Origin of the sequence: Streptomyces caeruleatus, assembly GCF_001514235.1 — a bacterium.
Classification (GTDB): Bacteria; Actinomycetota; Actinomycetes; order Streptomycetales; family Streptomycetaceae; genus Streptomyces; species Streptomyces caeruleatus.
The window spans coordinates 399,942-424,833 of the sequence record NZ_KQ948933.1; the positions used below are offsets into that span (position 1 = coordinate 399,942).

27 protein-coding genes are annotated in these 24,892 nt (G+C 71.9%); 14 read left to right on the plus strand and 13 right to left on the minus strand.

Features of this window, described 5'->3' with window-relative positions:
- The first annotated feature begins 161 nt into the window (after positions 1 to 161).
- Entirely contained in the window at positions 162 to 350 is a 189-nt protein-coding gene (locus AQJ67_RS29700; RefSeq protein ID WP_062722373.1) for a hypothetical protein, read from the plus strand.
- Positions 351 to 415: 65 nt separating this feature from the next.
- Here AQJ67_RS29700 and AQJ67_RS29705 read toward each other — a convergent pair whose 3' ends face one another.
- Positions 416 to 1,966, minus strand: a complete 1,551-nt coding sequence (locus AQJ67_RS29705; RefSeq protein WP_062722374.1) for a FadD3 family acyl-CoA ligase — start codon at positions 1,964 to 1,966, stop codon at positions 416 to 418.
- Positions 1,967 to 2,068: 102 nt separating this feature from the next.
- Between AQJ67_RS29705 and AQJ67_RS29710 the strand changes: the two genes are divergently transcribed.
- Genes AQJ67_RS29710 through AQJ67_RS29720 form a run of 3 tightly spaced genes read left to right on the plus strand, consistent with a single transcriptional unit; the run spans position 2,069 to position 4,408 of the window.
- A complete protein-coding gene (locus tag AQJ67_RS29710) occupies positions 2,069 to 3,217 on the plus strand; it encodes a lipid-transfer protein (protein WP_062722375.1) in 1,149 nt (382 codons plus the stop codon).
- Between the two features lie 7 nt (positions 3,218 to 3,224).
- Positions 3,225 to 3,641: a Zn-ribbon domain-containing OB-fold protein gene (locus AQJ67_RS29715; protein ID WP_062722376.1), complete on the plus strand. Its 417-nt coding sequence runs from the start codon at positions 3,225 to 3,227 to the stop codon at positions 3,639 to 3,641.
- Complete coding sequence (locus AQJ67_RS29720; protein WP_062722377.1) at positions 3,638 to 4,408, plus strand: enoyl-CoA hydratase/isomerase family protein; 771 nt, start codon at positions 3,638 to 3,640, stop codon at positions 4,406 to 4,408. The genes AQJ67_RS29715 and AQJ67_RS29720 overlap by 4 nt, the downstream gene beginning before the upstream one ends.
- On the opposite strand, the gene AQJ67_RS29725 is transcribed toward AQJ67_RS29720, so the two are convergent.
- From AQJ67_RS29725 to kbpA, 3 genes are all read right to left on the minus strand, one after another.
- The gene (locus AQJ67_RS29725) at positions 4,395 to 4,940 is read right to left on the minus strand and encodes a hypothetical protein (RefSeq protein WP_159058851.1); all 546 of its coding nucleotides are present in this window, start codon (positions 4,938 to 4,940) and stop codon (positions 4,395 to 4,397) included. The two genes, AQJ67_RS29720 and AQJ67_RS29725, sit on opposite strands and share 14 nt — an antisense overlap.
- A gap of 185 nt (positions 4,941 to 5,125) precedes the next feature.
- The gene (gene afsK, locus AQJ67_RS29730) at positions 5,126 to 7,501 is read right to left on the minus strand and encodes a protein serine/threonine kinase AfsK (RefSeq protein WP_062722379.1); all 2,376 of its coding nucleotides are present in this window, start codon (positions 7,499 to 7,501) and stop codon (positions 5,126 to 5,128) included.
- Between the two features lie 225 nt (positions 7,502 to 7,726).
- Positions 7,727 to 8,464 (minus strand): AfsK-binding protein KbpA, encoded by a 738-nt coding sequence (gene kbpA / locus AQJ67_RS29735; protein WP_062722380.1) that lies wholly within the window; start codon positions 8,462 to 8,464, stop codon positions 7,727 to 7,729.
- A gap of 122 nt (positions 8,465 to 8,586) precedes the next feature.
- Between kbpA and AQJ67_RS29740 the strand changes: the two genes are divergently transcribed.
- On the plus strand, positions 8,587 to 9,234 hold the full coding sequence (locus tag AQJ67_RS29740; protein WP_062722381.1) for a TetR family transcriptional regulator: 648 nt from the start codon (positions 8,587 to 8,589) through the stop codon (positions 9,232 to 9,234).
- Between the two features lie 61 nt (positions 9,235 to 9,295).
- Here the strand turns inward: AQJ67_RS29740 and AQJ67_RS29745 are convergent, their stop codons facing one another.
- Positions 9,296 to 9,748, minus strand: coding sequence for an Lrp/AsnC family transcriptional regulator (locus AQJ67_RS29745; RefSeq protein WP_062722382.1), 453 nt, complete (start codon positions 9,746 to 9,748; stop codon positions 9,296 to 9,298).
- Between the two features lie 82 nt (positions 9,749 to 9,830).
- Here AQJ67_RS29745 and AQJ67_RS29750 point away from each other — a divergent pair, with 82 nt between their 5' ends.
- Positions 9,831 to 10,454: a LysE family translocator gene (locus AQJ67_RS29750; RefSeq protein WP_062722383.1), complete on the plus strand. Its 624-nt coding sequence runs from the start codon at positions 9,831 to 9,833 to the stop codon at positions 10,452 to 10,454.
- Positions 10,455 to 10,488: 34 nt separating this feature from the next.
- On the opposite strand, the gene AQJ67_RS29755 is transcribed toward AQJ67_RS29750, so the two are convergent.
- The gene (locus AQJ67_RS29755; RefSeq protein ID WP_062722384.1) at positions 10,489 to 10,962 is read right to left on the minus strand and encodes a nitroreductase family deazaflavin-dependent oxidoreductase; all 474 of its coding nucleotides are present in this window, start codon (positions 10,960 to 10,962) and stop codon (positions 10,489 to 10,491) included.
- Positions 10,959 to 12,242 (minus strand): acyl-CoA dehydrogenase family protein, encoded by a 1,284-nt coding sequence (locus AQJ67_RS29760; RefSeq protein ID WP_062722385.1) that lies wholly within the window; start codon positions 12,240 to 12,242, stop codon positions 10,959 to 10,961. Before AQJ67_RS29760 ends, AQJ67_RS29755 begins: the two co-directional genes overlap by 4 nt.
- 108 nt (positions 12,243 to 12,350) lie before the next feature.
- On the opposite strand from AQJ67_RS29760, the gene AQJ67_RS29765 reads away from it, so the two are divergent.
- Both AQJ67_RS29765 and AQJ67_RS29770 read left to right on the plus strand, forming a co-directional pair.
- A complete protein-coding gene (locus AQJ67_RS29765) occupies positions 12,351 to 13,526 on the plus strand; it encodes a thiolase C-terminal domain-containing protein (protein ID WP_062722386.1) in 1,176 nt (391 codons plus the stop codon).
- Positions 13,527 to 13,563: 37 nt separating this feature from the next.
- Positions 13,564 to 14,259 carry a pyridoxine/pyridoxamine 5'-phosphate oxidase gene (locus tag AQJ67_RS29770; RefSeq protein WP_062722387.1) on the plus strand — a complete coding sequence of 232 codons (696 nt, stop codon included), beginning with the start codon at positions 13,564 to 13,566 and terminating at the stop codon, positions 14,257 to 14,259.
- Here AQJ67_RS29770 and AQJ67_RS29775 read toward each other — a convergent pair.
- The 4 genes from AQJ67_RS29775 to AQJ67_RS29790 all read right to left on the minus strand — a co-directional run bounded on the left by AQJ67_RS29775 (position 14,256) and on the right by AQJ67_RS29790 (position 17,868).
- Positions 14,256 to 15,815 carry a serine/threonine-protein kinase gene (locus AQJ67_RS29775; protein WP_062722388.1) on the minus strand — a complete coding sequence of 520 codons (1,560 nt, stop codon included), beginning with the start codon at positions 15,813 to 15,815 and terminating at the stop codon, positions 14,256 to 14,258. The genes AQJ67_RS29770 and AQJ67_RS29775 overlap by 4 nt on opposite strands.
- Positions 15,816 to 15,949: 134 nt before the next feature.
- Positions 15,950 to 16,834, minus strand: a complete 885-nt coding sequence (locus AQJ67_RS29780; protein WP_062722389.1) for a GNAT family N-acetyltransferase — start codon at positions 16,832 to 16,834, stop codon at positions 15,950 to 15,952.
- 180 nt (positions 16,835 to 17,014) lie between these two features.
- Entirely contained in the window at positions 17,015 to 17,422 is a 408-nt protein-coding gene (locus AQJ67_RS29785) for a Zn-ribbon domain-containing OB-fold protein (RefSeq protein ID WP_062722390.1), read from the minus strand.
- A complete protein-coding gene (locus AQJ67_RS29790; RefSeq protein WP_062722391.1) occupies positions 17,419 to 17,868 on the minus strand; it encodes a DoxX family membrane protein in 450 nt (149 codons plus the stop codon). The genes AQJ67_RS29785 and AQJ67_RS29790 overlap by 4 nt, the downstream gene beginning before the upstream one ends.
- Before the next feature lie 363 nt (positions 17,869 to 18,231).
- On the opposite strand from AQJ67_RS29790, the gene AQJ67_RS49630 reads away from it, so the two are divergent.
- Both AQJ67_RS49630 and AQJ67_RS49635 read left to right on the plus strand, forming a co-directional pair.
- Entirely contained in the window at positions 18,232 to 18,543 is a 312-nt protein-coding gene (locus AQJ67_RS49630) for a hypothetical protein (RefSeq protein ID WP_062722392.1), read from the plus strand.
- Positions 18,544 to 18,565: 22 nt separating this feature from the next.
- Positions 18,566 to 19,069, plus strand: coding sequence for an alpha/beta hydrolase family protein (locus AQJ67_RS49635; protein ID WP_244190629.1), 504 nt, complete (start codon positions 18,566 to 18,568; stop codon positions 19,067 to 19,069).
- Positions 19,070 to 19,313: 244 nt separating this feature from the next.
- Here the strand turns inward: AQJ67_RS49635 and AQJ67_RS29800 are convergent, their stop codons facing one another.
- Positions 19,314 to 19,727, minus strand: a complete 414-nt coding sequence (locus AQJ67_RS29800; RefSeq protein ID WP_062722393.1) for a hypothetical protein — start codon at positions 19,725 to 19,727, stop codon at positions 19,314 to 19,316.
- Between the two features lie 204 nt (positions 19,728 to 19,931).
- Between AQJ67_RS29800 and AQJ67_RS29805 the strand changes: the two genes are divergently transcribed.
- Both AQJ67_RS29805 and AQJ67_RS29810 read left to right on the plus strand, forming a co-directional pair.
- Positions 19,932 to 20,252, plus strand: a complete 321-nt coding sequence (locus tag AQJ67_RS29805) for a GYD domain-containing protein (protein ID WP_062722394.1) — start codon at positions 19,932 to 19,934, stop codon at positions 20,250 to 20,252.
- A gap of 291 nt (positions 20,253 to 20,543) precedes the next feature.
- Positions 20,544 to 21,239, plus strand: coding sequence for a DUF4232 domain-containing protein (locus AQJ67_RS29810; protein WP_062722395.1), 696 nt, complete (start codon positions 20,544 to 20,546; stop codon positions 21,237 to 21,239).
- 48 nt (positions 21,240 to 21,287) lie between these two features.
- On the opposite strand, the gene AQJ67_RS47850 is transcribed toward AQJ67_RS29810, so the two are convergent.
- On the minus strand, positions 21,288 to 21,458 hold the full coding sequence (locus AQJ67_RS47850) for a hypothetical protein (RefSeq protein ID WP_159058852.1): 171 nt from the start codon (positions 21,456 to 21,458) through the stop codon (positions 21,288 to 21,290).
- Between the two features lie 396 nt (positions 21,459 to 21,854).
- Between AQJ67_RS47850 and AQJ67_RS29815 the strand changes: the two genes are divergently transcribed.
- Together AQJ67_RS29815 and AQJ67_RS29820 are read left to right on the plus strand one after the other, a co-directional pair.
- Positions 21,855 to 23,042: a flavin-containing monooxygenase gene (locus AQJ67_RS29815; RefSeq protein WP_062722396.1), complete on the plus strand. Its 1,188-nt coding sequence runs from the start codon at positions 21,855 to 21,857 to the stop codon at positions 23,040 to 23,042.
- 201 nt (positions 23,043 to 23,243) lie between these two features.
- On the plus strand, positions 23,244 to 24,782 hold the full coding sequence (locus tag AQJ67_RS29820) for a flavin monoamine oxidase family protein (protein WP_062722397.1): 1,539 nt from the start codon (positions 23,244 to 23,246) through the stop codon (positions 24,780 to 24,782).
- Positions 24,783 to 24,892: the final 110 nt, after the last annotated feature.

The window sequence follows — 24,892 nt, forward strand, 5'->3', positions numbered from 1 at the left end:
TCGATCCGTCGCGTCGGGGGGCAGACGGGTCGGGGAAAAGGGCCACACACCCGGGGGATTAAGGTGAACGGCCCAAAGGCCCGTCCGGCCATCCTCGGGGGAGTGACTGGACGGGCCTTGTCAACCTACGGACGTACAAGACTCAGTGGAGTGCAACGATCATGAGTGACGAGCAGGTCGTCAAGCCGGAGGACATCCACGTCACCGCGGAGCCCGTCGACGCCGCGGCCGCCGACAAGAAGGCGACGGACGGGGGCGCCACCACCCAGGGGGACATCCACGTCACCGATGAGCCGCTGGAGACGAAGGACATCCACGTGACGTCGGAGCCCTTCAAGCCGGCGAAGTAAGCCTCATCGCACGGGGAACGGCCGCGGCGGCGCGGAGGGGAGGCCGCCGCGGCCGACGTGTGTGATCACCCGCCCCGCAGCTCCCCCTTGACCACCTTCCCGCTGGCGTTGCGCGGCAGTTCGCCCACGAACTCCACCACCCGCGGCACCTTGTAGTTCGCCATCTCCCGGCGCGCCCAGGCGATCAGGTCGTCCCCGGTCAGCACCGCCCCGGGCCGGCGCACCACGTACGCCTTGCCGACCTCTCCCAGCCGCGCGTCGGCGACGCCGATCACCGCGACGTCCGCGACGCCGGGATGCAGGCCGAGCGTCTGCTCGATCTCCGCCGGGTAGGCGTTGAAGCCGCCGACGACGAACATGTCCTTGATGCGGTCGGTGATCCGGAGGTGGCCGTCCCGGTCCAGCACCCCGACGTCCCCCGTCCGCAGCCACCCGTCCTCCGTCAGGACCTCCGCCGTGGCCGCCGCGTCCTCGTAGTAGCCGCGCATCACGTTGAAGCCGCGGACCAGGACCTCGCCGGGCTCGCCGGGCGGGGCCTCGACGCGGACCTCCGTGCCCGGTATCGCCCGGCCGGACGTCGACGCGATCACCGACGGGTCGTCGCCGCGCCGGCACATCGTGACGATGCCGCTGGCCTCCGAGAGGCCGTACGCCGTCAGGACCGTCTCCACGCCCAGTTCCCCGCGCAGGCGTTCCACCAGCCTGAGCGGCACCACCGCGGCGCCGGTCACCACCAGCCGCAGCGCGGACAGGTCGTGGGCGTCGCGTGCCGGGTGGTCCAGGAGGGACTGGTGCAGGGTCGGCGGGCCCGGCAGCACCGACACCCGTTCCGCCGCGATGTTCGCCAGGGCCGTACCGACGTTGAAGACGGGCTGCGGGATCATCGTCGCGCCCCGCATCAGACAGGCGATCACGCCGGCCTTGTAGCCGAAGGTGTGGAAGAAGGGGTTCACGATCAGATAGCGGTCGCCCTGCCGCAGTCCGGCCAGGTCGCTCCACACCTCGTAGGCGCGGAGCGTCTGCGTGTGCGTGATCACCGCGCCCTTCGGGCGGCCCGTCGTACCGGACGTGTAGACGATGTCCGACGGCCAGGAGCCCTCCACCGCCCCCGCGCGCGCCCGCACCTGAGCCTCGCCCACCCCGTCGCCGCTCGCCAGGAAGTCCTTCCAGGTGCGGTAGTCCGCCGGGGCGTCGTCGGACAGCACGACGACCTGCTCCAGCTGCGGCAGCCCCGGCCCCCGGACGACCGCCCTGCGCAACGACGCCACGTACGAGGTGCCCAGGAAGGTGCCGGTCACGAAGAGCAGCCGGGCCCCGCTGCGGCGCAGCACGTCCGCGGCCTCCGTGCCCTTGAAGCGGGTGTTCAGCGGCACCAGCACGGCCCCCGCCGACACCGCGCCGAGGGCCGCGACGATCCAGTCGAGCGTGTTCGGGGCCCAGATGGCGACCCGGTCGCCCGGCTCGATCCCGTTCGCGACGCAGGCCGCCGCCGAGCGTTCGACGCGGGCGCCGAGTTCGCCGTAGGAGATCCGGGTCCGGCCCTCCACCACCGCCTCGGTGTCCGGGTACCGCTCGGCCGCCCGGCGGACCAGCTCCGGGATGCTCTGCCATTCCACGATCGGCCTCCCCGAACCCAGGACGCATGAGCTGACTACCCGTCAGATTAGCGGTAGCCTGACGCCCTGTCAGCAGCCCGTCCGCGACGCGGAGGTGTGCACATGGCCGGACTCAAGGACGCGACCGCCATAGTCGGCATAGGTCAGACGCCGTTCGCCAGACACCTCCCCGAGGACGAGAAGACCCTCGCCTGCCGTGCCGTGCTCGCCGCCCTGGACGACGCCGGGATAGCCCCGGGCGAGGTCGACGCCCTCGCCAGCTACACCATGGAGGAGACGGACGAGGTCGAGCTGGCTAAGGCGGTCGGCTTCGGCGACCTGACCTTCTTCAGCAAGGTCGGTTACGGCGGCGGCGGTTCCTGCGCCACGGTCGCGCATCTCGCCGCCGCCATCGCCACCGGGCAGGCCACGGTCGGCGTAGCCTGGCGCTCCCGCAAACGCGGCAGCGGACCCCGGCCCTGGCGCGACACCACGGCCCAACTCCCCACCCCCGCCCAGTGGACCCGGCCCTACGGCCTGCTGCGCCCTGTCGACGAGATCGCGATGCTCGCCCGCCGCTACCTGCACGAGTACGGCGCGACCCGCGACCACCTCTTCAACGTCGCCCTCGCCTGCCGCAACCGGGCCAACCAGAACCCCGCGGCGGTGATGTACGAACGCCCCCTGACCCGCGAGATGTACATGACCTCCCGCTGGATCAGCGAGCCCCTCTGCCTCTTCGACAACTGCCTGGAGACCGACGGCGCCCTGGCCTGCGTCGTCGTCAGCCGCGAACGCGCCCGCGACTGCCGCCACACCCCCGTCTACGTCCACTCCGCCGCCCAGGGCCTGCCCGCCCAGCACCACGGCATGGTCAACTACTGGAACGACGACCCGCTCACCGGCCCCGCCTGGACCGCCGCCCGGCACCTGTGGAAACACTCCGACCTCACGCCACAGGATGTGGACGTCGCCCAGATCTACGACGCGTTCACGGCCCTCATCCCGCTCTCGCTGGAGGGATACGGATTCTGCGGGCGGGGCGAGGGAGGCGCGTTCACCGAGCAAGGCGCCCTGGAGATCGGCGGGCGGCTGCCCCTCAACACCGGGGGCGGCGGCCTCAGCGAGGCCTACGTGCACGGCTTCAACCTCATCAACGAGGGCGTCAAGCAGCTCCGCGGCACGAGTACCGCCCAGGTCCCCGGCGCCGCCACCTGTCTCGTCACCGCCGGCGAAGGCGTCCCCACCTCCGCGCTGCTCCTGAGGAGTTGATGCAAGGATGCTCACCCCCGTCACCGACCCCGACGGCGCCCCCTTCTGGCAGTACGCCGCCCAGGGCGAACTCCGCGTCCAGACCTGCGCCGACTGCGCCGAACCCCGCTTCCCGCCCCGCCCCTGCTGCCCGCACTGCCAGTCCTTCGCGAGCGAGTGGCGCCAGGTCGGCGGGCACGGCCGTATCTGGTCGTACGTGGTCCCTCACCCACCCCTGCTGCCCGACTACGCGGAGCAGGCGCCGTACAACGTCATCGTCGTCGAACTCACCGACGCCCCGCGCATCCGTCTCGTCGGCAACCTCGTCACCGGCCCGGACGCGCCTCTCGGCTCCCTTCCTGCCGACCGGATCCGCATCGGCGCGAAAGTCCAGGCCGTCTTCAGCGGCACCGGGCTGCCGCAGTGGGTCCTGGAGCGCCCATGAGCCTCGGCCTCAGCACCGACAAGGACACCGGCGTCGCCGTCGTCACCCTCGACCGGCCCGACCGGCACAACGCCATCGACCTGGAGACACGGGACGAACTGGTCGCGGTATGGCGCGAGTTGCGCTTCGACGACACCGTACGGGCCGTCGTCCTCACCGGCGCCGGCGAGCGGGCGTTCTGCACGGGGCTGGACCGGGAGGCCGTCGTCCCGCAGCCGAACTCGCCGTACATGACGGACGATCCGCTGCTGCTGGTCGGGCCGAAGTCCAACGACCTGTGGAAGCCGGTCGTCGCCGCCGTGCGGGGCATGGCCTGCGGTGGGGCCTTCTACCTGCTCGGGGAGGCGGACTTCGTCGTCGCCGATCCGACCGCCACCTTCTTCGACCCGCACACCACCTACGGGATGGTCAGCGCGTACGAGTCGATGCTGATGGCGCTGCGGATGCCGCACGGGGAGGCCGCGCGCATCGCGCTCATGGGGAGCGCGGAGAGGCTGTCGGCGCGGCGGGCCCATGAGATCGGACTCGTCTCCGAACTCACCGAGCCCGGCGGGGCGTTGGAAGCCGCGGTCGACTGTGCCGCCGTCATCGCCAGGTATCCGGAGCAGGGCGTGCAGGGGACCGTGCGGGCGCTGTGGGCGGCCAGGGAGGCCGCGCTCGCCCACGCCTTCGCGCAGGCGCCGCACCTGATCGCGCTCGGGAATCTGCCGGGCGGGCGGCAGGCGGAGCTGTTCGCCGCCCGCCGCCCGGGGTTCAGGACTCGTTGAGGCGCCGCGCGTTGCTCAGCTCGCACTTGGCGCCGCTGTTGTACGTGAAGCCGTCCGCGGCGGCGGGCACCTCGGCCAGCATGGTGAGGGTGTCGGAGGAGCCCGCGGGGACGGCCTGGATCAGGTAGTTACCGGTGTGGAACTGCTTGCCGTCCTTGTCCTTGAAAGTGACCGTGAACGTGTAGGTGTACTGCGTGGTCGCGCTGCTGTTGGTGGCGCGGACGGTGGCGGCCATCTTGTTCCCGTCGGGCTTGCACGAGTCGATCTTCACGTCCTCGGCGGCCGCTTCGCCGGCCGGGGCCTCGCTGGCCTCGGCACCTGCGCCGGTGCCAGAGCCGTAGTCGTCGTCATCGTCGTCGTAGTGGGTGCTGCCGCCCGACGTGTCACCCGACGTACCGCCCGTACTGCTCGACGAACTGCTGGAGCTGGACGAGCTGTTGTCGCAGCTGCCGCCGTGGGAGCGCTTGGCCCCCGTCAGCGCGATCATCACGCCGGCTACAACGGCGACAGCGCGGACATGGCGAAGCTTCATTTCGTGCGACCCCCGATTGTGGTTCATCACCGATGACTTGATCGTGAGCACGTCACGTTAGCAGCGCCAAGTGCAGGACCCGTGAAGAGACGGGGGAGCGCCCCGCAGGGGCGCGGGGAACTGCGCGACCAGCCACAACGGAGCCGCACCCGAACACGCACCCAACCCGGCACGCCCCACCCGCACTACCCAGCGGAGCGCGCCGTCCCCGTGCCCTTCTCCGCGTCCAGCGCGTACACGCACCGGTCCTTGCTGCACGCGTACACGACCCCGTCCCGCACCACCGGCGACCCGGTGATCTCCCCGCCCGTGGCGAGCTTCCAGCGCAGGCGGCCGTCGTCGGCCTTCAGGGTGTAGAGCAGATGGTCGGTCGAGCCGAAGTGGATCCGGCCCTCCGCCACGGCCGGCGCCCCCACGATGTCGCCGCCCGCCTGGAAGCGCCACTTCGGCGTCCCGGTGACCGCGTCCAGCGTGTACAGGCCCTTGCCGCTGCCGACGTGGACATGACCGGCAGCCACCAGGACCGGCTCGATCGAGGAACGCGACTCCGTGGCGATACGCCAGCGGTCGCGGCCGTCGGTGGCGTCCAGGGCGTAGACCGTGCCGAGGTAGTCGGCGAGGTACACACCGCCGCCGGTCACGGCCGGACCCGGCACGAAGGTCGGCGGGCACAGGAAGACCGCCGGGGCCTCGAAGTGCCAGCGCACGAGGCCGCTCACCACGTCCAGCGCGAGCACCCGCGTCCCGGCCGAGACGTACACATAGCCGTCGTGCGCCTGCGCCACCCGCACCGGCACCCCGCCGCAGGAGGCGGCGTCGCCGATCGGGTACGACCAGCGCTCCTCGCCCGTCCGGGCGTCCAGGGCCTTCAGCCGGGCGTCCTGCCAGACGTACACGGTGCCGTCGTACAGCGCCGGCCCGGCCTCCGGGGACTCGAAGTCGGACTGCGCCCCGGTGAGCTCCCACAGCTTCTGCCCGTTCGAGGCCTCCCAGGCCTGGACGCCGCCGCCGCGCGTGCCGGTGACGACCGTGCCCCGCTCGGCCTTCAGGGAGTACACCCAGGCGTCCGTCTGCAGGCGCCACAGGTCCGCGCCCTCTCGGCAGTCCAGGGCGAACAGGGTCGGGCCGTCGGAGGCGTGGATACGGCCGTCCGCGACCGCCATCGACCAGGCGACGTCCCGGGTCTTGAAGCGGCGGCGGCCGGTGGCCACGTCCAGGGCGTGCACCTCGAAGGAGGTGACGTAGACGAGGTCGTCGGCGACGGACGGCGTGCCCCAGACGTCGTTCGACATGCGGAAACGCCAGGGCCGCCAGCCGGCCGCCGGCTCCGGGGGCGTGGGCGGCAGCGCGGGTACGGCGGGGCCCACGGCGGGGTCGGTGCCGTTGACGCCGGGGCGGGGTTTGGACCAGGAGGCGACGAGGCCCGCCCCGGGCGGGGGTGCCTGCATGGCGGCGGCGCGGGCGTCGGCGACGCGGGGGCCGGGGCCGATGGGGACGGCGGCGCCGGCCAGCCGGACCGGGCCGGTGTCGGGGGCGCCGACGGGGACGGGCGAGGGCTGCGGGCCCGGGACGACCGGGTCGTGCGAGGGCGGGGGCGGCAGGGGCGCGGGGGCGGCGCGGCCGCCGCCGCTGCGGCCGGAGGCCGGCGCGGGCTTCACCGCCGGGCGGCCGCCTCTGCGGGACTCGATCAGGCCGACCGCCCGCTCGGGCAGCCACGCCGACGCCGTACCGCTGTCGTCGGTGCCGGAGCCGAAGAGGTGGGGGGCGAGTTGGGCCTGGAGGTCGGCCGGGTTGGGGCGGCCCGTGGCCTCCATCTGCATACAGGACTCGATGAGCGGGCGCAGCTCGTCCGGGAGGCCTTCGAGGTCCGGGCCCTCGCGCAGCAGCATGAAGACGGTCTCGACCGGGTTGGCGCCGTGGAACGGGGGGTGTCCGGTGGCGGCGAAGACCAGCATCGAGCCGAGCGAGAAGACATCGCTCGCGCCGGTCACGCTGCGGGAGTCCTTCGCCTGCTCCGGCGACATGTAGGCGGGCGTACCGACCGCGACGTTGGTCATCGTCAAACGGGTGTTCGAAACGCCGGACGCGATACCGAAGTCGATGACGCGGGGGCCGTCCTCGACCACGAGCACGTTGGACGGCTTCAGGTCGCGGTGGACGAGACCGGCGCCGTGGATCGACTGGAGGGCCTCGGCCACACCCGCCGCGAGCCAGCGCACCGCCTGGGCCGGGAGCGGCCCGCACTCGTTCACTATTTCCTCTAGCGAGGGCGCGGGGACGTACGCGGTGGCCAGCCACGGCACGGCGGCGCGCGGGTCGGCGTCGACGACCGCGGCCGTGTAGAAGCCGGAGACCGCCCGGGCCGCCTCCACCTCACGGGTGAAGCGGACGCGGAACAGCTGGTCCTCGGCGAGCTCCGTACGCACGGTCTTGATCGCCACGCGCCGGCCCGAAGCCGAGCGCGCGAGATAGACCAGCCCCATGCCGCCGGCACCCAGCCGTCCGAGCACCTCGAACGGCCCGATCCTGCGCGGATCGTGCTGCGTCAGCTGATCCACCACTCTGCCTGCCACCTCCCCGTACGGGCCCCGTCACCCAGATATGTACGCGACCCCGTGCAGCGTCTCACCACCGCACCGCCTCGGCGGCACGCACCCTGATTCTTCCTGTCTCGGGGCGTGGTTGCGAACCCGAGGGCGGAACGGGGTGTCTTGGGACAAAACCACAGCCACCCCCAGGGCGGAAGCGCCGGTTCGCATAGTGGGACGCCGAAGGTAAGAGTGCGGTCAGCGTTCCAGGACCGCGAACGACGCCCCCTGGTCGTCGGTGACCACGGCGACCGTGCCGTACGACGTTTCGAAGGGCGGCACCTGTACGCGCCCGCCGAGCCGGTTCACCGTGCCGAGGGTCTCCGCGCAGGACTCCACCCGGAAGTGGACGACGAAGTGCGGCGGCATCATCGCCGGGAAGACCTCGGAGACGGCCGCACGGCCGAAGTCGGGCCTGGCGTCCGGCCCGAACAGGGCGTCGGCGAAGAGCTCGCCGTAGAACGCGTTGGCCGCCTCGGTCTCCCGGGCGTACAGCTGCACCCAGGCGAAGGTGCCGGGCTCGTGCCGTCGGCCGAAGCCCTGGTGGCCGTCCGCCTGCCAGAGCGCGAAGACGGCGCCCTCGGAGTCGGTGACCAGCGCGGCGGCACCGAGTCCGTCCCCCATGCGCACGGGCGGGATGACCACCTGCCCGCCCGCCGCACGGATCCGCTCGCCCAGCGCCCGGGCGTCCGGTGTGGCGAAGTACACCGTCCACACGGTGGGCAGGCGCCCGTCCGGCTTGCGGGCGAGCGCGGCGACGCGGTCACCGTCGAGGAGCGCCCACACGGTGGAGTCGTACGCCTCCTCGAAGTCCCACCCGAAGAGCTCACCGTAGAACCGCTTGCCCGCCGCCACATCGGGGAGCTGTGCTTCGACCCAGCACGGAACACCCTCCGGGTATCCCGTTCCGTTCGTGGATGCCCTGTTTTCGGCCATGCGGCAAAAGTAACGGCGTCTTGTGCGGCGCGCAGACCAGGCACACCAGCCTCCGCATACTCAGGCACCCCATTTGCAGTCGGCCGAATCGCGCCCCGATCACGCCTCGGTAAGCTGACGACATGACAGGACAAGTGCGTACCGTCGACGGCCGCGTGGCCGGCCGGCGTGGGCAGGCGACCCGGCAGAAGCTGCTCGACTGCCTCAGCGAGATGCTCAGCTCCTCCCCCTACCGGGACGTCAAAGTCATCGATGTCGCCCGGAAGGCGGGGACTTCGCCCGCGACCTTCTACCAGTACTTCCCGGACGTCGAGGGCGCCGTCCTGGAGATCGCCGAGCAAATGGCCACCGAGGGAGCCGGGTTGACCGAGCTCGTCGAGGGCCGCAGCTGGGTCGGCAAGGCGGGCTGGCAGACCGCGCAGGAACTCGTGGACGGATTCCTGGAGTTCTGGCGCAAGAACGACGCGATCCTGCGGGTCGTCGACCTCGGCGCGTCCGAGGGCGACAAACGCTTCTACAAGATCCGTATGAAGATCCTGAACTCGGTGAACAACTCCCTGACCGAGGCGGTCACTCAGTTGCAGGCCAAGGGCAAGGTCGACAAGGACGTCAACCCGGCCGCGATGGCGGGTTCGATCGTCGCCATGCTCGCGGCGGTGGCCTCGCACCAGAAGGGCTTCCAGACCTGGGGCGTCAAACAGGCCGAACTGAAGCCGAACCTGGCCCTGTTGGTCCACCTGGGCGTGACCGGCAAGAAGCCGACGAAGTAGAGCAACCTGGGTCCTGTCTGGCAGGCGGTGGTTCACGCTGGGTGAGCCGCCGCCTGTTTCGCTACGCCGGCAGCGGCCGGTCCCGCACCACGTGCTTCATCACCAGCGTCGAGGTGAGGCGCTGCACCCCCGGCAGGGTCGCGAGCCGCTCGTCGTACAGCCCCTGGAAGGCGGCGAGGTCGGCGGTGGCCACCCGCAGCAGATAGTCGGGCTCGCCGAACAGCCGCTGTGCGTCCAGCACATGGGGGATGTCCGCGAGCGCCCGCTCGAACTCGGCGACCGTGTCCCGGTCCTCCTGGCGCATGGAGACGAAGACCAGCGCCTCGAAGTTCAGCCCGACGGCGGCCGGCTCCACGACGGCCCGGTAACCGCTGATGGCACCGGCCCGCTCCAGCTCCCGCAGCCGCCGGTGACACGGCGAGACGCTCAGCCGCACCCGCGCGGCCAGCTCGGTCACGGTCAGCCGCCCGTCCTGCTGGAGCTCGGCAAGAATCTTTCTGTCCACGTCGTCCATGAGGCAGATCTTCCCTCACAAGCGCCGGTCACGGGCAAACTTCGACAACACTTTCGGGCCATTCCCACCTAATGTCGCCACCATGGACTCCGGACTGCTCCTCTCCTTCCTCGCCATCGACCTGCTCCTCGTCTGCGTGCCGGGCGCCGACTGGGCGTACGCGATCTCCGCCGGGCTGCGCGACCGCTCCCCGGTGACGGCGGTGGCAGGCCTGGTCACCGGATACGCGCTGCACACGGTCCTCGCGGCGGCCGGGCTGGCCGTGCTGGTCGCGAGCGAGCCGGGACTGCTCACCGCACTGACGGCCGCGGGCGCCGCGTATCTGGTGTGGCTGGGGTGGGGCGTACTGCGCCGGCCGGGCACACCGGGGGCGGCCGAGGAGACCGTGGCAGCGAGCCCCGCCCGCGCCTTCCTGCGCGGTGCCACGATCAGCGGCCTGAACCCCAAGGGCCTGCTGCTCTACCTGTCCGTGCTGCCGCAGTTCCTGGTGACGAAGGGCGGCCATCTGCCGGTCCCCGCCCAGACCGCCGTGTTCGGCCTGCTCCACATGGCGTGCTGCGCCGCCGTCTATCTCACGGTGGGCCTCGCGGCCCGCGCGGTCCTAGGCGCCCGCCCGGCAGCCGCCCGCGCGGTCGCCCGCACGTCCGGGGCGGCGATGCTGGGAATCGGCGCGTTCCTCCTGGTCCAGCGCCTGGCGACGCTGTGACCTGCGGGGCGCCCTAGGGCTTGTCAGACAGGCCCTACGGCCGGCGGACGATCCTGAAGAGCCGTATCTCCCGCTCCACCCGTGCCTGGTACGTCGCGTACGGCGGCCAGAACGCCAGCGCCGCCTTCCACGCCGCCGCCCGCTCCTCCCCCTCCAGCAGCCGGGCCGTGACCGGGATGTCGTGGCCCTTCCAGCTGACCTCGGCGTCGGGATGGGCGAGGAGGTTGTGGGTCCAGGCGGGGTGGCCGGGGCGGCCGAAGTTGGAGCCGATGAGGATCCAGCTGCGGCCGTTCTCCTCGGGCATGCAGGCCAGCGGAGTACGACGGGGCTGTCCGCTGCGGGCGCCGGTGGAGGTCAGGATCACGCCGGGCAGCATCTGGGCGCTGAGCAGCGCCCTTCCGCGTGTGAGCCGGTGGACGGCACGGTCGAGCACCGGGATGACGTGCGGGGCGACCTTGGCGAAGGCCCGCGTCGAGGACACCTTCTGCACGACCCGTACGCCGATCACACCGTCACCTCCCGCTCCGCGGATGTCTCGAAGAGTCGGGCCGCGTCGGCGGCGTGTGCGCGCAGCCGGTGCACCGGGCCGAAGAGGAGTTCGTCGCCGGCGGCCCGCTTGAAGTACAGGTGAGCCTCGTGTTCCCAGGTGAAACCGATGCCGCCGTGGAACTGGATGCCTTCGGCGGAGGCGGTGCGGAGCGCTTCCAGCGACTGGGCCAGGGCGAGGGGCGCCTCTGGTAGTGCCGCTGTATGCCGTCTGGCGTCTGCGGGCTCGTTGTGGCTGGTCGCGCCCACGCGGCGGAGCCGCATATCGACACCGCCCGCGCCCCTTGGGGGCGTTGCGGACCAGGCTGCGTAATACGCTGCCGATCTTGCTGCCTGGACCTCCACGTATACGTCCGCCAGCCTGTGCTTCACCGCCTGGAAGGAACCGATCGGGCGCCCGAACTGCTCCCGCTGCTTCACGTACTGCACCGTGCGGTCCAGTGCGCGGTCGGCGGCGCCTACCGCCTCGCAGGCCAGTACGGCGGCGGTCAGTTGGCCCACGGCTGCCAGTGCGGGCAGTGCGTCCGCGCTTTCGTCTCCCAGCAACTCGGCCTCCACGTCGCGGAGTTGGATGCGCCCCTGCGGCCGGGTGGCGTCCAGGGTGGTCTGACGTGTGCGTACGACGCCCGCCGCGTCCCCCGGTACCAGGAACAGCAGCGTCCTAGACCGGGCGAAGCCTCCGGCGTGTGCGGCGACCAGGAGCAGGGCCGCGCTGTGGCCGTCCAGTACCTGGTCGACCTGCCCGTACAGCCGCCAGCCGCCATCCGCTCGCCGGGCCTGGACGCCGCCGGCGCGGCCGCCGCCGGCCCAGTCGCCGGTGTTGTCGCCGGTCAGGGCGAGGGCGGTGGCGAGGGACGGGCCGGGGACGGCGAGGGTGGCGGTGAGGGCGCCGGAGGCGAGGCGGGGCAGGAGGGCGGTGCGCTGGGGGTCGGCGCCGAGGGCGGTGATCAGGGGTGCGGTGAGGACGGCGGTGGCGAGGAGCGGGGAGGGGGCCAGGGAACGTCCCGTCTCCTCGCAGGCGAGGGCGAGTTCGGTCGCCGAGCAGCCGACGCCGCCGTAGGCCTCGGGGAGGGCGAGTCCGGGCAGGCCGAGCTGTTCGGCGAGGGCGGTCCACAGGGCCGGGTCGTGCCCGGCGGGGGTGTCGACGGCCGCGCGCAGCTCGCGGGGGCCGCAACGGCTGTGGAGCAGTTCGCGGAGGGTGCGGCGGATCTCGTCCTGCTCGGGGGTGAGGCTGGCGTCCATGGGCTCTTCCTCCGGCTCTTCCCTCCAGAGGCCCTTCCTCCAGATCTGACGGGCCGTCATATTAGGAGGGTCGCCACGAGATGCCCAGAGGTTGGAGGCCGCCCTCTCATGACTCCCGCGAGCCGGAAAGTCGCCGTGGTCGGCGTCGCCCTCGCCGACTGCGGCCGGGTGGACGACGCCACCCCGTACGCCCTGCACGCCCAGGCGGCCCGCCGCGCCCTCGCCGACGCCGGGCTCGGTCGGGGCGTGGTCGACGGATTCGCCTCCGCCGGACTCGGCACCCTCGCCCCCGTCGAGGTCGCCGAGTACCTGGGCCTGCGCCCCACCTGGGTCGACTCCACCTCCGTCGGCGGCGCCACCTGGGAGGTCATGGCGGCCCACGCGGCGGACGCGATAGCGCGGGGGCACGCGAACGCCGTACTCCTCGTCTACGGCTCCACCGCCCGCGCCGACATCAGGGCGGGCCGGCGGACGGGCAACCTGTCCTTCGGCGCCCGGGGACCCCTGCAGTTCGAGGTCCCCTACGGCCACACGCTCATCGCCAAGTACGCCATGGCCGCCCGCCGCCACACGATCGAACACGGCACGACCATCGAGCAGTTGGCGCAGGTCGCGGTGCAGGCCCGGGCCAACGCGGCCCTCAATCCCGAGGCGATGTTCCGCGACCCGATCACCGTCGACGACGTCCTCGCCGGGCCGATGATCGCCGACCCCTTCACCAAGCTGCACTGCTGCATCCGCTCCGACGGCGGCGCGGCGGTGCTGCTGGCCGCCGAGGAGGTCGTACAGGACTGCCGTACGGCCCCGGTGTGGGTGCTCGGCACCGGGGAGCACGTCTCGCACGCCGCGATGTCCGAGTGGCCGGACTTCACCACGGGCCCGGCGGCGGTCAGCGGACGGCTCGCCTTCGAGCGGGCCGGGGTGCGGCCCGAGGAGATCGACTTCGCCGAGATCTACGACGCCTTCACCTATATGACCCTGGTGACGCTGGAGGACCTCGGCTTCTGCGGGAAGGGCGAGGGCGGGGCGTTCGTGGAGAAGGGGCGGCTGCTGGTGCGGGGCGGGGAACTGCCGGTCAACACGGACGGGGGCGGGCTGTCGGCCCAGCATCCCGGGATGCGGGGGCTGTTCCTGCTCGTGGAGGCGGTGCGGCAGCTGCGGGGCGAGGGCGGGGAGCGGCAGGTGCGGGGGCGGCGGGACGGGGGGCTGCCCCGGTTGGGGGTGGCGTCGGCGACCGGGGGGTGGTTCTGCTCGTCGGGGACGGTGGTGCTGGCCAGGGACTGAGCGTGGGCCGGGCGCGTGCGCACGTGACAATCGAGGCATGGAAAGAGATCTCCACGAGCCGGATCATCAGGAAGCCGATCTTCATGAACTGCTGAGGTCACTGCGGGTGTGGGACCCGGCGGTCACCGAGCTGCCGGACTTCGACGCGGCCGCAGCGCCCGCCGGCCCGCTCGCCCTGTTCACCGCCTGGTTCGCGCAGGCGGTCGCGGCCGGGCAGGTGGAACCGCACACCATGTCCCTCGCCACGGCCGACGCCGAGGGGCTGCCGGACGTACGGACCGTGATGCTGCACGGCGCCGACGCGTCCGGCTGGTCCTTCGCGACGCACCTCGACAGCCGCAAGGGCCGCCAGCTCAAGGCCCGTCCGTACGCGGCCCTCGGCTTCTACTGGCCTGCCCAGGGCCGACAGGTGCGCGTGCGGGGCCCTGTGACGGCGGCCCCGGCCCGGGAGGGACAGGCCGATCTGCACGCCCGCTCGACCGGCGCGCTGGCGGCCGCGCTGACCGGGCGGCAGAGCCAGGTCCTCGGCTCCCTGGAGGAGTTGGCACGGACCTCCGAGTCGGCCTGGGAACGCGCCCAGCGCGAGCCCGACGCCCCCGTGCCGACCTGGACGCTGTACCACCTGCGCCCCGACGAAGTGGAGTTCTTCCAGGGGGACGCCCGGCGACGGCACGTACGGCTCACCTACCGGCGTACGGCGGAGGGTTGGGCGAAGGAGCTGCTCTGGCCCTAGTCGCGCAGGTGGATCCCGTTGACGGCGGTGTCGAAGATCGGCCGGTGCTCGTTCCAGGTCGCGTTCGGCGCGGACAGGTAGATGACGTACTGGGTGCTGTCGGCACCGCTGAAGGCCAGCTCGACCCCGCGGTACTCCCGCGCCCTGCCCTGGAAGGTGAACTCCCAGTACCCGGCGGGCCGGCCCCGGAACTCCGTACGGCTCATCCTGATCCGCTCGTAACCCGGGTTGTCGCGGCGCGTCTGCTCCTCCTCGGTGTCCCGCCAGTGCTGGAGCGGGTCGGACCCCGCGAACTCGACCACCTCGACCCGCAGGCCCACCAGGCCGGACGGGTCGATGTAGGCGACCTCGCCGCTGGGCATGTCCTTGGCCGTCCAGCCGTCCGGCACGGGCACGGAGAAGCCCTGGCCGGCCTTCACCAGGTGGTAGCCGGCCGGAACGGGCGACGGGGAGGCGTCCGGCGCCGGGGAGCCGCCGGAGGATCCGGAGGTACCGGAGGATCCGGAGGCACCGGACGCGGACGGGGACACGGACGGCGACCGGGGCGTACCGCCGCCCCGCGAGGCGTCGTCGCCCCCGGGCCGCAGCAGTACGCCGCCCGTCACGGCGCCGGCGACGACCAGCACCGCGGCGGTCCACATCGCGGCGCGGCGACCACGCCTTCGCCGCGGCGCCGCGGCCACGGCGGAACCCGACCGCTCCTGTCGTGTGGGCGGGTCGAGGGGCACGGTCGCCTCGTCGGCCGCACGGCTCAGGAGGTGCTCGGCCTGGTGCGCGCTCATGCGCCGCTCGGGGTCCTTCTCCAGCAGACCCTCGATCACCGGGGCCAGGTCCCCGGCACGGCTCGGGGCGTCGTGCGGGTCGGCGGCGATGGCGTACGCCGTCTCGATCGCCGTGTCCCGGCGGAACGCGGGCCGTCCCTCGACCGCCTCGTACAGCGTCGCCCCGAGCGACCACAGGTCGCAGGCGGGGCCGGGCTCGGCGATCCCGGGGCGCAGGCGTTCCGGGGCGAGGTACTGGATCGAGCCGACCAGTTCCCCGGTCCTGGTCAGGGACGGTGTGCCGGACTCCACCGCGATCCCGAAGTCGGTGAGGACGATCCGGCCGTCGTCCCCGAGCAGCACGTTGGCGGGCTTGACGTCCCGGTGCAGCACACCGGCGTCGTGCGCGGCGCGCAGCGCGGCGGCCATGGCCCGGCCGATCCGGGCCGCCTCACCCGGCGGCAGCGCACCCCGCCGCTGCACGAGGTCGCCGAGCGTGACGGAGGGGATGTACTCCATGACGATGCACGGCAGGCCCTCGTCGTCGACGACGTCGTGCACGACGATCACATGGGGGTGGGTGATCCGGGCCGCGCTGCGGGCCTCGCGACGAGTGCGCTCGTAAAGCCGCTGCACCTCGTCGTCGTGCAGATGGGGCGGTACGTGCAGCTTCTTGAGGGCGACGTGCCGGTTGAGCAGTTCGTCCTCGGCCCGCCACACGGTGCCCATACCGCCACGGCCCACGCGCTCCACCAGCCGGTACCGGTTGGCGATGGTCCTCCCCAGATCGGACACCCTGAGACCTACTTCTCCCCGTACCCGCGAGCACTCTTCGAACAGATTGCAGATGCACAATAGCGCGTACGGATCACACCGCCCCGGCGGCCGATTCCAGGTGCCGGCGGCCTAGGGCCTGTCCTAGCGCTTCGTCAGGTTCTGCCCGGGAAGCCGCGGGTCCCGCGGAAGTCGTACGCCGTGAAGTCGGCCACCGGCCGGTACCCGATGCGCTGGTAGAGGCTGTTGCTGGTCGGGTTGGCGAGGTCCGTGAAGAGCAGCACCTCGCGCACCCCGGAGCTGAGCACGGCCCGGCTGACCTGGGCGGTGGCGGCGCCCGCGTAACCGCGGCCACGCAGCGGGGCCGGGGTGTAGACGGGGGCCACCCGGACCTGGCCGGCGACCACCGGGGTCACGCCGGCCATGGCCAGCGGGGTGCCGTCCTCGCCCTCCCAGAAGGTGACGCCTCCGTAGGAGATCCGCGAGTCGGCCCACGCGGCGGCGTCACGGGCGGCGTGGTCGCCGACGGCCTCGATGAACTCGCCGTACCAGCGCGTCAGTTGCTCCCGGTCCTCCTTGCCCGCGACCCGCGCCCGACCTCGCGGGAGAGGCTGCGGCACGGTCAGGTTGCCGAGCCGGTACAGGCGCTGGCGCTGGCTGACCACGGCCCTGCCGCCCGCGAGTCGGCGCCAGGCGGCGGAGAAGGCCTCGGCGGTCTCCCGGGCCGCTATGACGCCGGGCACCGAGTGGCCGTGGGCGACCAGGTGGGCGGCGAGGGACTCGGCCTCGGCGGGGGTGAGCGGTGTGACGTTCAGCCGGTAGGGCGGGGTGCGGAAGTAGGCCGCGCGCACCTGCCCGCCCACCTCCAGCGCGCCGAAGACCGGCGCCTCGTCGCCGTACGCACGCAGCCCGCCGGTGCGCAGCGTCTCGGTCACCGTCAGGGCGACGGTGTGCAGATCGGGGCGTGAGCGCAGGAAGCCACCGGCGTGGGAGAGGAAGCCGCTGAGATCCTGGGTGCAGTACCAGTCGTCCGGGCGCATACCTCATGATCCCGCGCCCCGGGGGCGGCTGTGCACCCTTTTCCGCTGTGGACACCAAGCCGACACAAGACCCCACTCTCAGGCGGGTGTTGGGGGTATAGGAGTTCACGGCGGCGCGGGCCCACAGGTTGACGTCCGGGTCGGCGACCCGGGTCACCCGGTCACGGCAACCCGCCTCGGTCACCCACCCGGTCCGAGCACCCGGAACACCGGAATCCCGCCCCGGAAGACGACCTCCAGCTCCGCCCCGGCCCGCAACCACCCGGCATCCCCGCACTCCACCACCTCGGTCATCATCCGCGACCCCTCGGCGAGGTCGACGACCGCGGCGACGTAGGGCGTCCGCTCGCCGAAGGGCGGCAGGTCGTTGCGGTGCACGACGGACCAGGTGTAGAGGGTGGCCCGGCCGGTCGCGGGCTCCCAGTCGACGTCCTCGCTCCAGCAGTTCGGGCAGAACTCGCGGGGGTAGTGGTGGGCCCGCCCGCAGGTCCGGCAGCGGCGCACCAGCAGCCGCCCTTCGGCCGCCGCGTCCCAGTACGTACGCGTGAAGGCGTCGGCCTCCGGAAGGTCGAAGCGCGGGCCGCTCACCCGAACAACCCCAGCGCGCTGTCCACCGACCACGACTGCCAGGACATCCCGAACAGCGCGACCAGCGAGATCAGCGCCATCATCGAGTTCTGCCCCTGCTCGCCCCAGTCGTGGATCATGAGGGTGAAGTAAAGGACGTTGAGCAGCAGCCCGCCGACGAGGGCGATCGGCGTCAGGAACCCGAGGACGAGCCCGAGCCCGACGGCGAGTTCCGCGTACAGGACGACGTACGCCATCGTCCGCGGCCGCGGCGCCACGAGGGCCTCGAAGCCGGAGCGTACGGAGTTCCAGCGGTGCTTGGCCGCCACGTCCGCCGCCCACGAGATCCCCGCGCCCTCGAACCAGCTCTTCTTGTCCTTGTGCCGCCAGCTCTCAAGCCACCACAGCCCGAGGCCTGTCCGGAGCACGGCCAGCCATTCCGCACCTGTGAGCCAGATCGCGTCCATGGATCTGACGGTACGTCAGATATGAGGAGCCTGACAATCGTCTGTGCGTCCGTGATGAGTCTCGCTGGATTCAACAGAATTGTTGGCAATCTTGTCCGCACTCCCGTTAGGTTCACACCCGGAAGCCGAGACCACCGAGGAGCCGGTCGTGAAGCACAGGGCAATCAAGCGCAGGAGCGTTGTCATGGGGATCGGGGCCACCGCTGGGGTGGCCGCGGTCGGGGGTATCGCCTGACCGCGCAGGCGTCGAGCGACACGAGGAGCGGCACGCAGGGCTCGTCGTCGGATGCTCTCGTTTTCGACACGGACGCCTACTCGACCCTGACGACCACCATCACGGACACCGACGGCACCGAGCACGAGGTGGAATACCGCTTCTACAAGGCGATCACCTACGTCCGCAAGCCGGTCGACGAGACGTACCAGAGCCTCAACGTCAGCGTGCCGGTCAAGATCGACGGTACGGCCGTGGACGCCACGAACGCCCCGATCCTGTTCGCCAACGCGGTCGGCGGTTACATGCCGTCGTCCGTTGCGGAAGCGACGGGTGTGGGGGGGCGGGATGACCGGGATGCCGGGGGGTGGGGCCGGGGGCGGGGCGCCGAGCGGGTCCGCGTCGCCGAGTGCCTCGGCGTCCAGCGGGCCGGCTGGCGGTTCGGCGGGCGGCTCGGGTGAGGTCGCCTCCGGCAGCAACGGCATGGTGACCGCCCAGGGCGAGATGGTCAGCCTCCCGAAGCTGGCACTCGCGGCCGGTTACGTCGTCGTCGAGCCCGGCGCCCGCGGCCGTACCCTCAAGAACTCCGCCGGCGAGTACTACGGCGTCGCCCCCGCCGCGATCGTCGACCTCAAGGCCGCCGTCCGCTACGTACGGTCCAACAAGGGCCGCATACCGGGCGGCGTCGACCGCATCGTCTCCTCCGGCACCAGCGCGGGCGGCGCCCTGTCCTCCCTGCTCGGCGCGTCCGGCGACAGCCCGCTCTACGACAAGTACCTCAAGGAGATCGGCGCGGCCGCCCTTCCTCGTCGAGCAGGCCAACCCGCACCGCGCCAAGCACTGGTGGATCCGCCTCGGCACCAACGACTCCGACACGTCCCACACGGTGTCCGCGAACCTCGCCGCCGCGGCCGACGGGCTGGGCGACGACGTCAGCCACCTCTACTACTGGGACGAGGGCCACGGGGCCAACTCGGACCCGGGTGACTTCATCGCGTGGATCGCCAGGATCAGCGGTTACCAGGGCAAGGGGGCGGGCCGACGGGCGTCGCGGTAAGCCCGACAGCCGTCTTCCTCTCTCCCTCAGGGACACGGTGCCGGTTTCCCGTCATGACTCCGGCCGCCGCCCCTACGACGCCGGGCCCGGCGCACGTCAGGAGTCGGGGCCCGGCGTCGTGCTGTGTGTGCACGTCAGGAGTCCGGGCCCGGCGTCGTGCTGTGTGTGCCGGGCTCAGCCCGGTCGGCCGTTTCGCGGGGCGACGACGGCGCCGACCACGGCGGAGAGGCCGGCGGTCACGGCGAGGCTCCCCACCATGACCATCACCACCCCGACCATGAACAGACCGCTGGCGTCGTCCGACCAGTCGTAGAAGGCCGCGACGGTCAGCCCACCCGTGGTGCCGAGCACGGCCCCCGCGACATGCCGCCGGGCCGCCGCCCAGCACACCGGCACCAGCAGCGTCAGCACCAGCCCGATCACCTGCCACGCCTCGTACGGCCCGGTCGTCGAGCCGTCCGGATGCACGTCACGCTGCTGATCCCAGCCCAGCCAGACGGCCCACCCGGCGAGCGACAGTACGGTCGGCACGAGGATCGTCAGCAGGAGGGACACGGGGCTTCGCGGTTCTTGCGGTCGTCGGCGCATGGCCCAAGCGTCTTCGGTCCACCGGGTAGCCGCCCAGAGCGCAAGTACTCAGAGCGACCCGAGTACATGCGCCATGGGGGGCGCGGGGGCCGGCCCGGGGCCCGGCTTCCAACGGGTGAATCCTGCCGTTCCACACGCAGCGGACGACGCGTCGGCGGGAAGGCCATGCTCCGTACCGGAACGACGAGGTCAGGAAGCCCCGCCATGCCCAAGTTCCTCATCCAGGCCACCTACACGCCCGACGGCACCAAGGGTCTGCTCACGGAAGGCGCGAGCGGCCGTCGCGCCGCGGTCGACCAGGTCGTCACCGGCCTCGGCGGCAAGGTCGAGGCCATGTACTTCGCCTTCGGGGAGCACGACATCGTGCTCATCGTCGACTTCCCCGACCCCGTCTCCATGGCAGCCGTCAGCCTCACCGTCAAGGCCAGCGGCGCCCTCCACACCCGCGCGACCCCTCTGCTCACCCTCGACGAGATCGACGAGGCCGCCCGCAGACAGGTCGCCTTCCGGGCCCCTGGCGCCTGATGGTCAGTGCAGGGGAGACGAACGGCGATGAGACCCACATCTCCCGCATCGGCCTCTCCACTGAACTCCCCATGCACGCTGACTAGTTACGGCCGGCCGCCCCCTCCTGCCCCCCTCCCTCCCGCCAGCGGCCGTGATCATGTCACCAGCCGGTGACAACGCTGTCCTGGAACGAAGACGCCGGGATCCCCTCGGCCCTCAGCCCTCTCATAATGATCAAGCAAGCGGAGAAGCCGACCGCTTCGACCACGACCACGACCACGACCACTGATAACCGACCAGGGGGATCTCATGCCCGGCACCCGTCGCAAGGCCATACTCGTCTCCGCAGCCCTCGTGGGCGGCGCCATGCTGATGACGGCATGCCAAGGCACGGACAAGGCCACGGACGCCGACGCCGCATCGCAGTCTTCCCCGTCCGCCACGTCGTCCGGCACGTCGACCGGCTCGTCGAACGGCTCGTCGACCGCGGGCACCGGCAAGGACTCCGCCGGAACGGGCAAGGGAGCCGAGGACACGTCGGCTTCCGGCTCCGGCTCCGACTCCGGCTCCGGCGCGGACACCGGCAACGGCAAGCGCGAGCCCGTCGAGCAGGTCTGCGGCGCCAACGACATCTCCTGGAGCGCCAAGTCCGAGACCCAGGGGGGCGGCTACATCCTGATCTCCGCGAAGGCGAAGTCGGGCATCACCTGCTACCTGCCCGCCGCCCTGCCGACCGTCGCCTTCGGCTCCGACGGCACCGAGGCCGGTCCGGCCGAACAGTCCGTCGGCGAGCAGATCAAGCTCAGCGGAAACACCACCGCCTACGCCGGCGTCAACCCGAAGACCACCAACACCGACGGCGGCAAGGAACTCGACAGCATCATCGTCGCCGTCGGCGACGACGACCCCAACCCCGAGTCCCTCCCGGTCGACACCATCACCGTCGACAAGCCGATCGTCACCAACTGGCACACGGCCCCGGCCGAGGCGGTCCCCTTCAGCTGACACCGGCCTCGGCCCCCTCATCGGCAACGACGTCGAGGGGGCCGACGTTCAGCGGGTGGCCTTGGCGACCTCGACGATGACGGCGGCTACCGCGTCGGGCCGCGAGATGGACGCCGCGTGGGACGCCGCCACGCGTACGACGCTCGCCCCGGCGCGCTCGGCCATGAACTCCTGGGCCGGGCGGGGATGGCGTTGTCCTGGGTCGCGATCAGCGCCCACGAGGGCAGGGTGCGCCAGGCCAGCGGGCCGGGCAGCTCGCCTTCAGCGCCTGCCGGTGTTCCCTGACCAGGGAGCCTGAACCGGCAGGCACCTCCCCTGGCTACTTCAGAGCGACACAGCTGGCGGCTCTCAACATCCCGCCAGCACACGAAGGTTGGCTCGCCGACTTCCCCGGCACACCCCCCCGCCCGGCGTCACAACCACTGCCCCAACCCCAGCTCCGCGGCCGCCATCCCTGCCCCCCCCGCCACCACACCGCCCCCTCCACCCCACCCCCACAACCACGAGACCTACGCCACAGACCCCACCCACCTCTCCTACAGCCGTGATCGATCCGCAACCAATTCCGGGCTTGACCGAGACCCATCAACCGGCTGCGTGATTACGCTCCCGAACATGGCCGACTCCACAGCGTCCCCGACCCCCATCGACCGCCCCGTCTACGTCATCGGCGGCGGTCCGGGCGGGCTCTCCGTCGCGCACGCGCTGCGGGCCCAGGGGCTGCGGGCTGTCGTGCTGGAGAAGTCGGACGGGGTCGGGGCGTCCTGGCGGGGGCACTACGACCGGCTCCATCTGCACACCACTCGACGGCTGTCGGGGCTGCCGGGGCTGCCGATGCCGCGTCGGTTCGGGCGCTGGGTGTCGCGGGACGACGTGGTGCGCTATCTGGAGAAGTACGCCGAGTACCACGACCTGGAGATCGTCACCGGCGTCGAGGTCTCCCGCGTCGAGCCCGCGCCGGACGGCTCCGGCTGGCTGCTGCGCGCGACCGGCGGTCGTGAACTGACCGGCGCCGCGGTCGTCGTGGCCACCGGCCACAACCACACCCCGCGCATCCCGGACTGGCCCGGCCGCGCCGACTACACCGGCGAGCTCCTGCACGCGGGCGAGTACCGCAACCCGGCGCCCTACGCCGGCCGCGACGTCCTGGTCGTCGGCGTCGGCAACACCGGTGCCGAGATCGCCGTGGACCTCGTCGAGGGCGGAGCCTCGCGGGTACGGCTGGCCGTCCGCACCACCCCGCACATCGTCCGCCGCTCCACCGCCGGCTGGCCCGCCCAGCGCACCAGCATCCTCGTACGGCACCTCCCGGTCGGCCTGGTCGACCGGCTCGCCAAGCCCGTCGCCAAGCTCAGCGTGCCGGACCTGTCGGCCCACGGACTGCCGCGCCCCGACACCGGTCTCTACAGCCGGGTCAAGGAAGGCGCGATCCCGGTCCTCGACGTCGGCCTCGTCGACGCCGTACGCAAGGGCCGCGTCGAGGTCGTGGCGGCCGTCGACGGCTTCGAGGAGGACCAGGTGATCCTCGCCGACGGCAGCCGCGTCTCCCCGGACGCCGTCATCGCGGCGACCGGGTACGCCCGCGGACTCGATGACCTCATCGGCCACCTCGGCGTACTCGACGCACACGGCAGGCCCGTCACCCAGGGCGCCCGGACCCCCGCCGACGCACCCGGCCTCTACTTCACCGGCTACACCAACCCCATCAGCGGCAACCTCCGCGAAATGGCGATCGACGCCCAGAAGATCGCGAAGGCCATCGCCCGCGACGGCAGCCGACCGGTCTCCCGACTGCCGATCTGACGCGAGCGACCAGCCCACCCACACACAGACACATCCCACATCGGCGTCTTCAACTCCCCTTCCCTGAACTCCTGTTACTCGCGAGTCAGAAGTTGCGCGCAACAGCTGTACTGCGCCACCGCACGGAGCCAGAATGTGAGCCCTGTTCATCTTTTCGGCTCCACTCCCTCTCCGCCCCTCTCGCTACGACGGAGGACGCACGTGGCACGCGAAAGACAGCACCCCCAGCACTCCCAGCACCCCCAGCACCCCCGCCTCTCCCGCCGCTCCCTCCTCGGTGGCGCCGCCTCAGTCGCCGCCGCCTCAGTCGGCGCCGCCACCCTCACCGCCACCAACGCCGGCCCCGCCGCGGCCGCCTCCACCGGCCAGGTCGACGTCGCGATCGTCGGCGCCGGTCTGGCCGGCCTCACCGCGGCCCGCGACCTGGTCGCCGCCGGCAAGTCGGTCGTCGTCCTGGAGGCCCGCGACCGCGTGGGCGGCCGGGTCGTCGGGCTGGACCTGGCGAACGGCGGCGTCACCGAAGGCGGCGGCGAGTTCATCGGCCCCACCCAGGACCGCATCAAGGCGCTCGCCGACTCCCTCGGCGTGCAGACCTTCGCCACCTACAACACCGGCGACAACCTCCTCTACAAGGACGGCAAGAAGACCCCCTACGCCACCGACGGCATCCTCGGCGCGGTCCCGCCCATCGACGCGGCCGGACTCGCCAACGCCGGGATCGTGCAGGCCACGCTCGACGACCTGGCCAAACAGATTCCGGTCGACGCGCCCTGGACCGCCGCCAAGGCCGACGAATGGGACCGGCAGACCTTCGAGACCTGGCTGCGCGCCAACGCCGTCATCCCGTCGGCCAAGTTCCTCTTCGACGTGGCCTGCACCTCGATCTTCTCGGCCGAACCCCGCGAACTCTCCTTCCTGTTCGTCCTCTTCTACATCGCCGCCGCCGGCAACTCCGCCAACCCCGGCACCCTGGAACGCCTCACCGAAACCGCGAACGGCGCCCAGGAACTGCGCTTCGTCGGCGGCTCCCAGCTGGTGCCGGCCAAACTCGCCGCCACCCTCGGCGACCGGGTGGTGCTCAGCGCCCCGGTGCGCACGATCGCCCGGTCCGGCGGCGGCTACGTCGTCACGGCCGACGGCGTCACCGTCACCGCCAAGAAGGTCGTCGTCGCCGTACCGCCGCCGATCGCCGCCCGTATCACCTACGACCCCGTGCTCCCGGCCGCCCGCGACCAGCTCACCCAGCGACTGCCGATGGCCTCGGTCGGCAAGGCCATCGCGATCTACGACACCCCTTTCTGGCGCGCCGACGGACTCAACGGCCAGGTCGTCAGCGACACCGGTGTGGTCAGCTCCACCTTCGACAACTCCCCGCCCGACGCCTCCTACGGCGCCCTGATGGGCTTCATCGAGGCCGACGAGGCCCGGAAGCTGGACGCGGCGAGCGAGGCGGAGGTCCGGGCGGCCGTACTGAAGGACTACGCGACCTACTTCGGCGCGAAAGCGGCCTCCCCCACCTCCTTCGTCCTGCAACGCTGGAACAACGAGACCTACACCCGCGGCGGCCCCGTCTCCATCGCCGCACCCGGCGTCCTCACCCAGTACGGCCCTGCCCTGCGCACCCCCGTCGACGGCATCCACTGGGCCGGGACAGAGACCTCCACGTACTGGATGGGCTTCATGGACGGTGCGGTCCGCTCGGGCGAGCGGGTGGCGAAGGAGGTACTGGCAGTGCTGTGAGCGAGGCCGGCCAAGGCCACCGCTCCGCCAACTTTGCCTGCACAGCCGTTCCTGACACGACGTCAGTTCCTTTAATCTGACACTGCGTCAGTTAATCGCTGTCACACAGG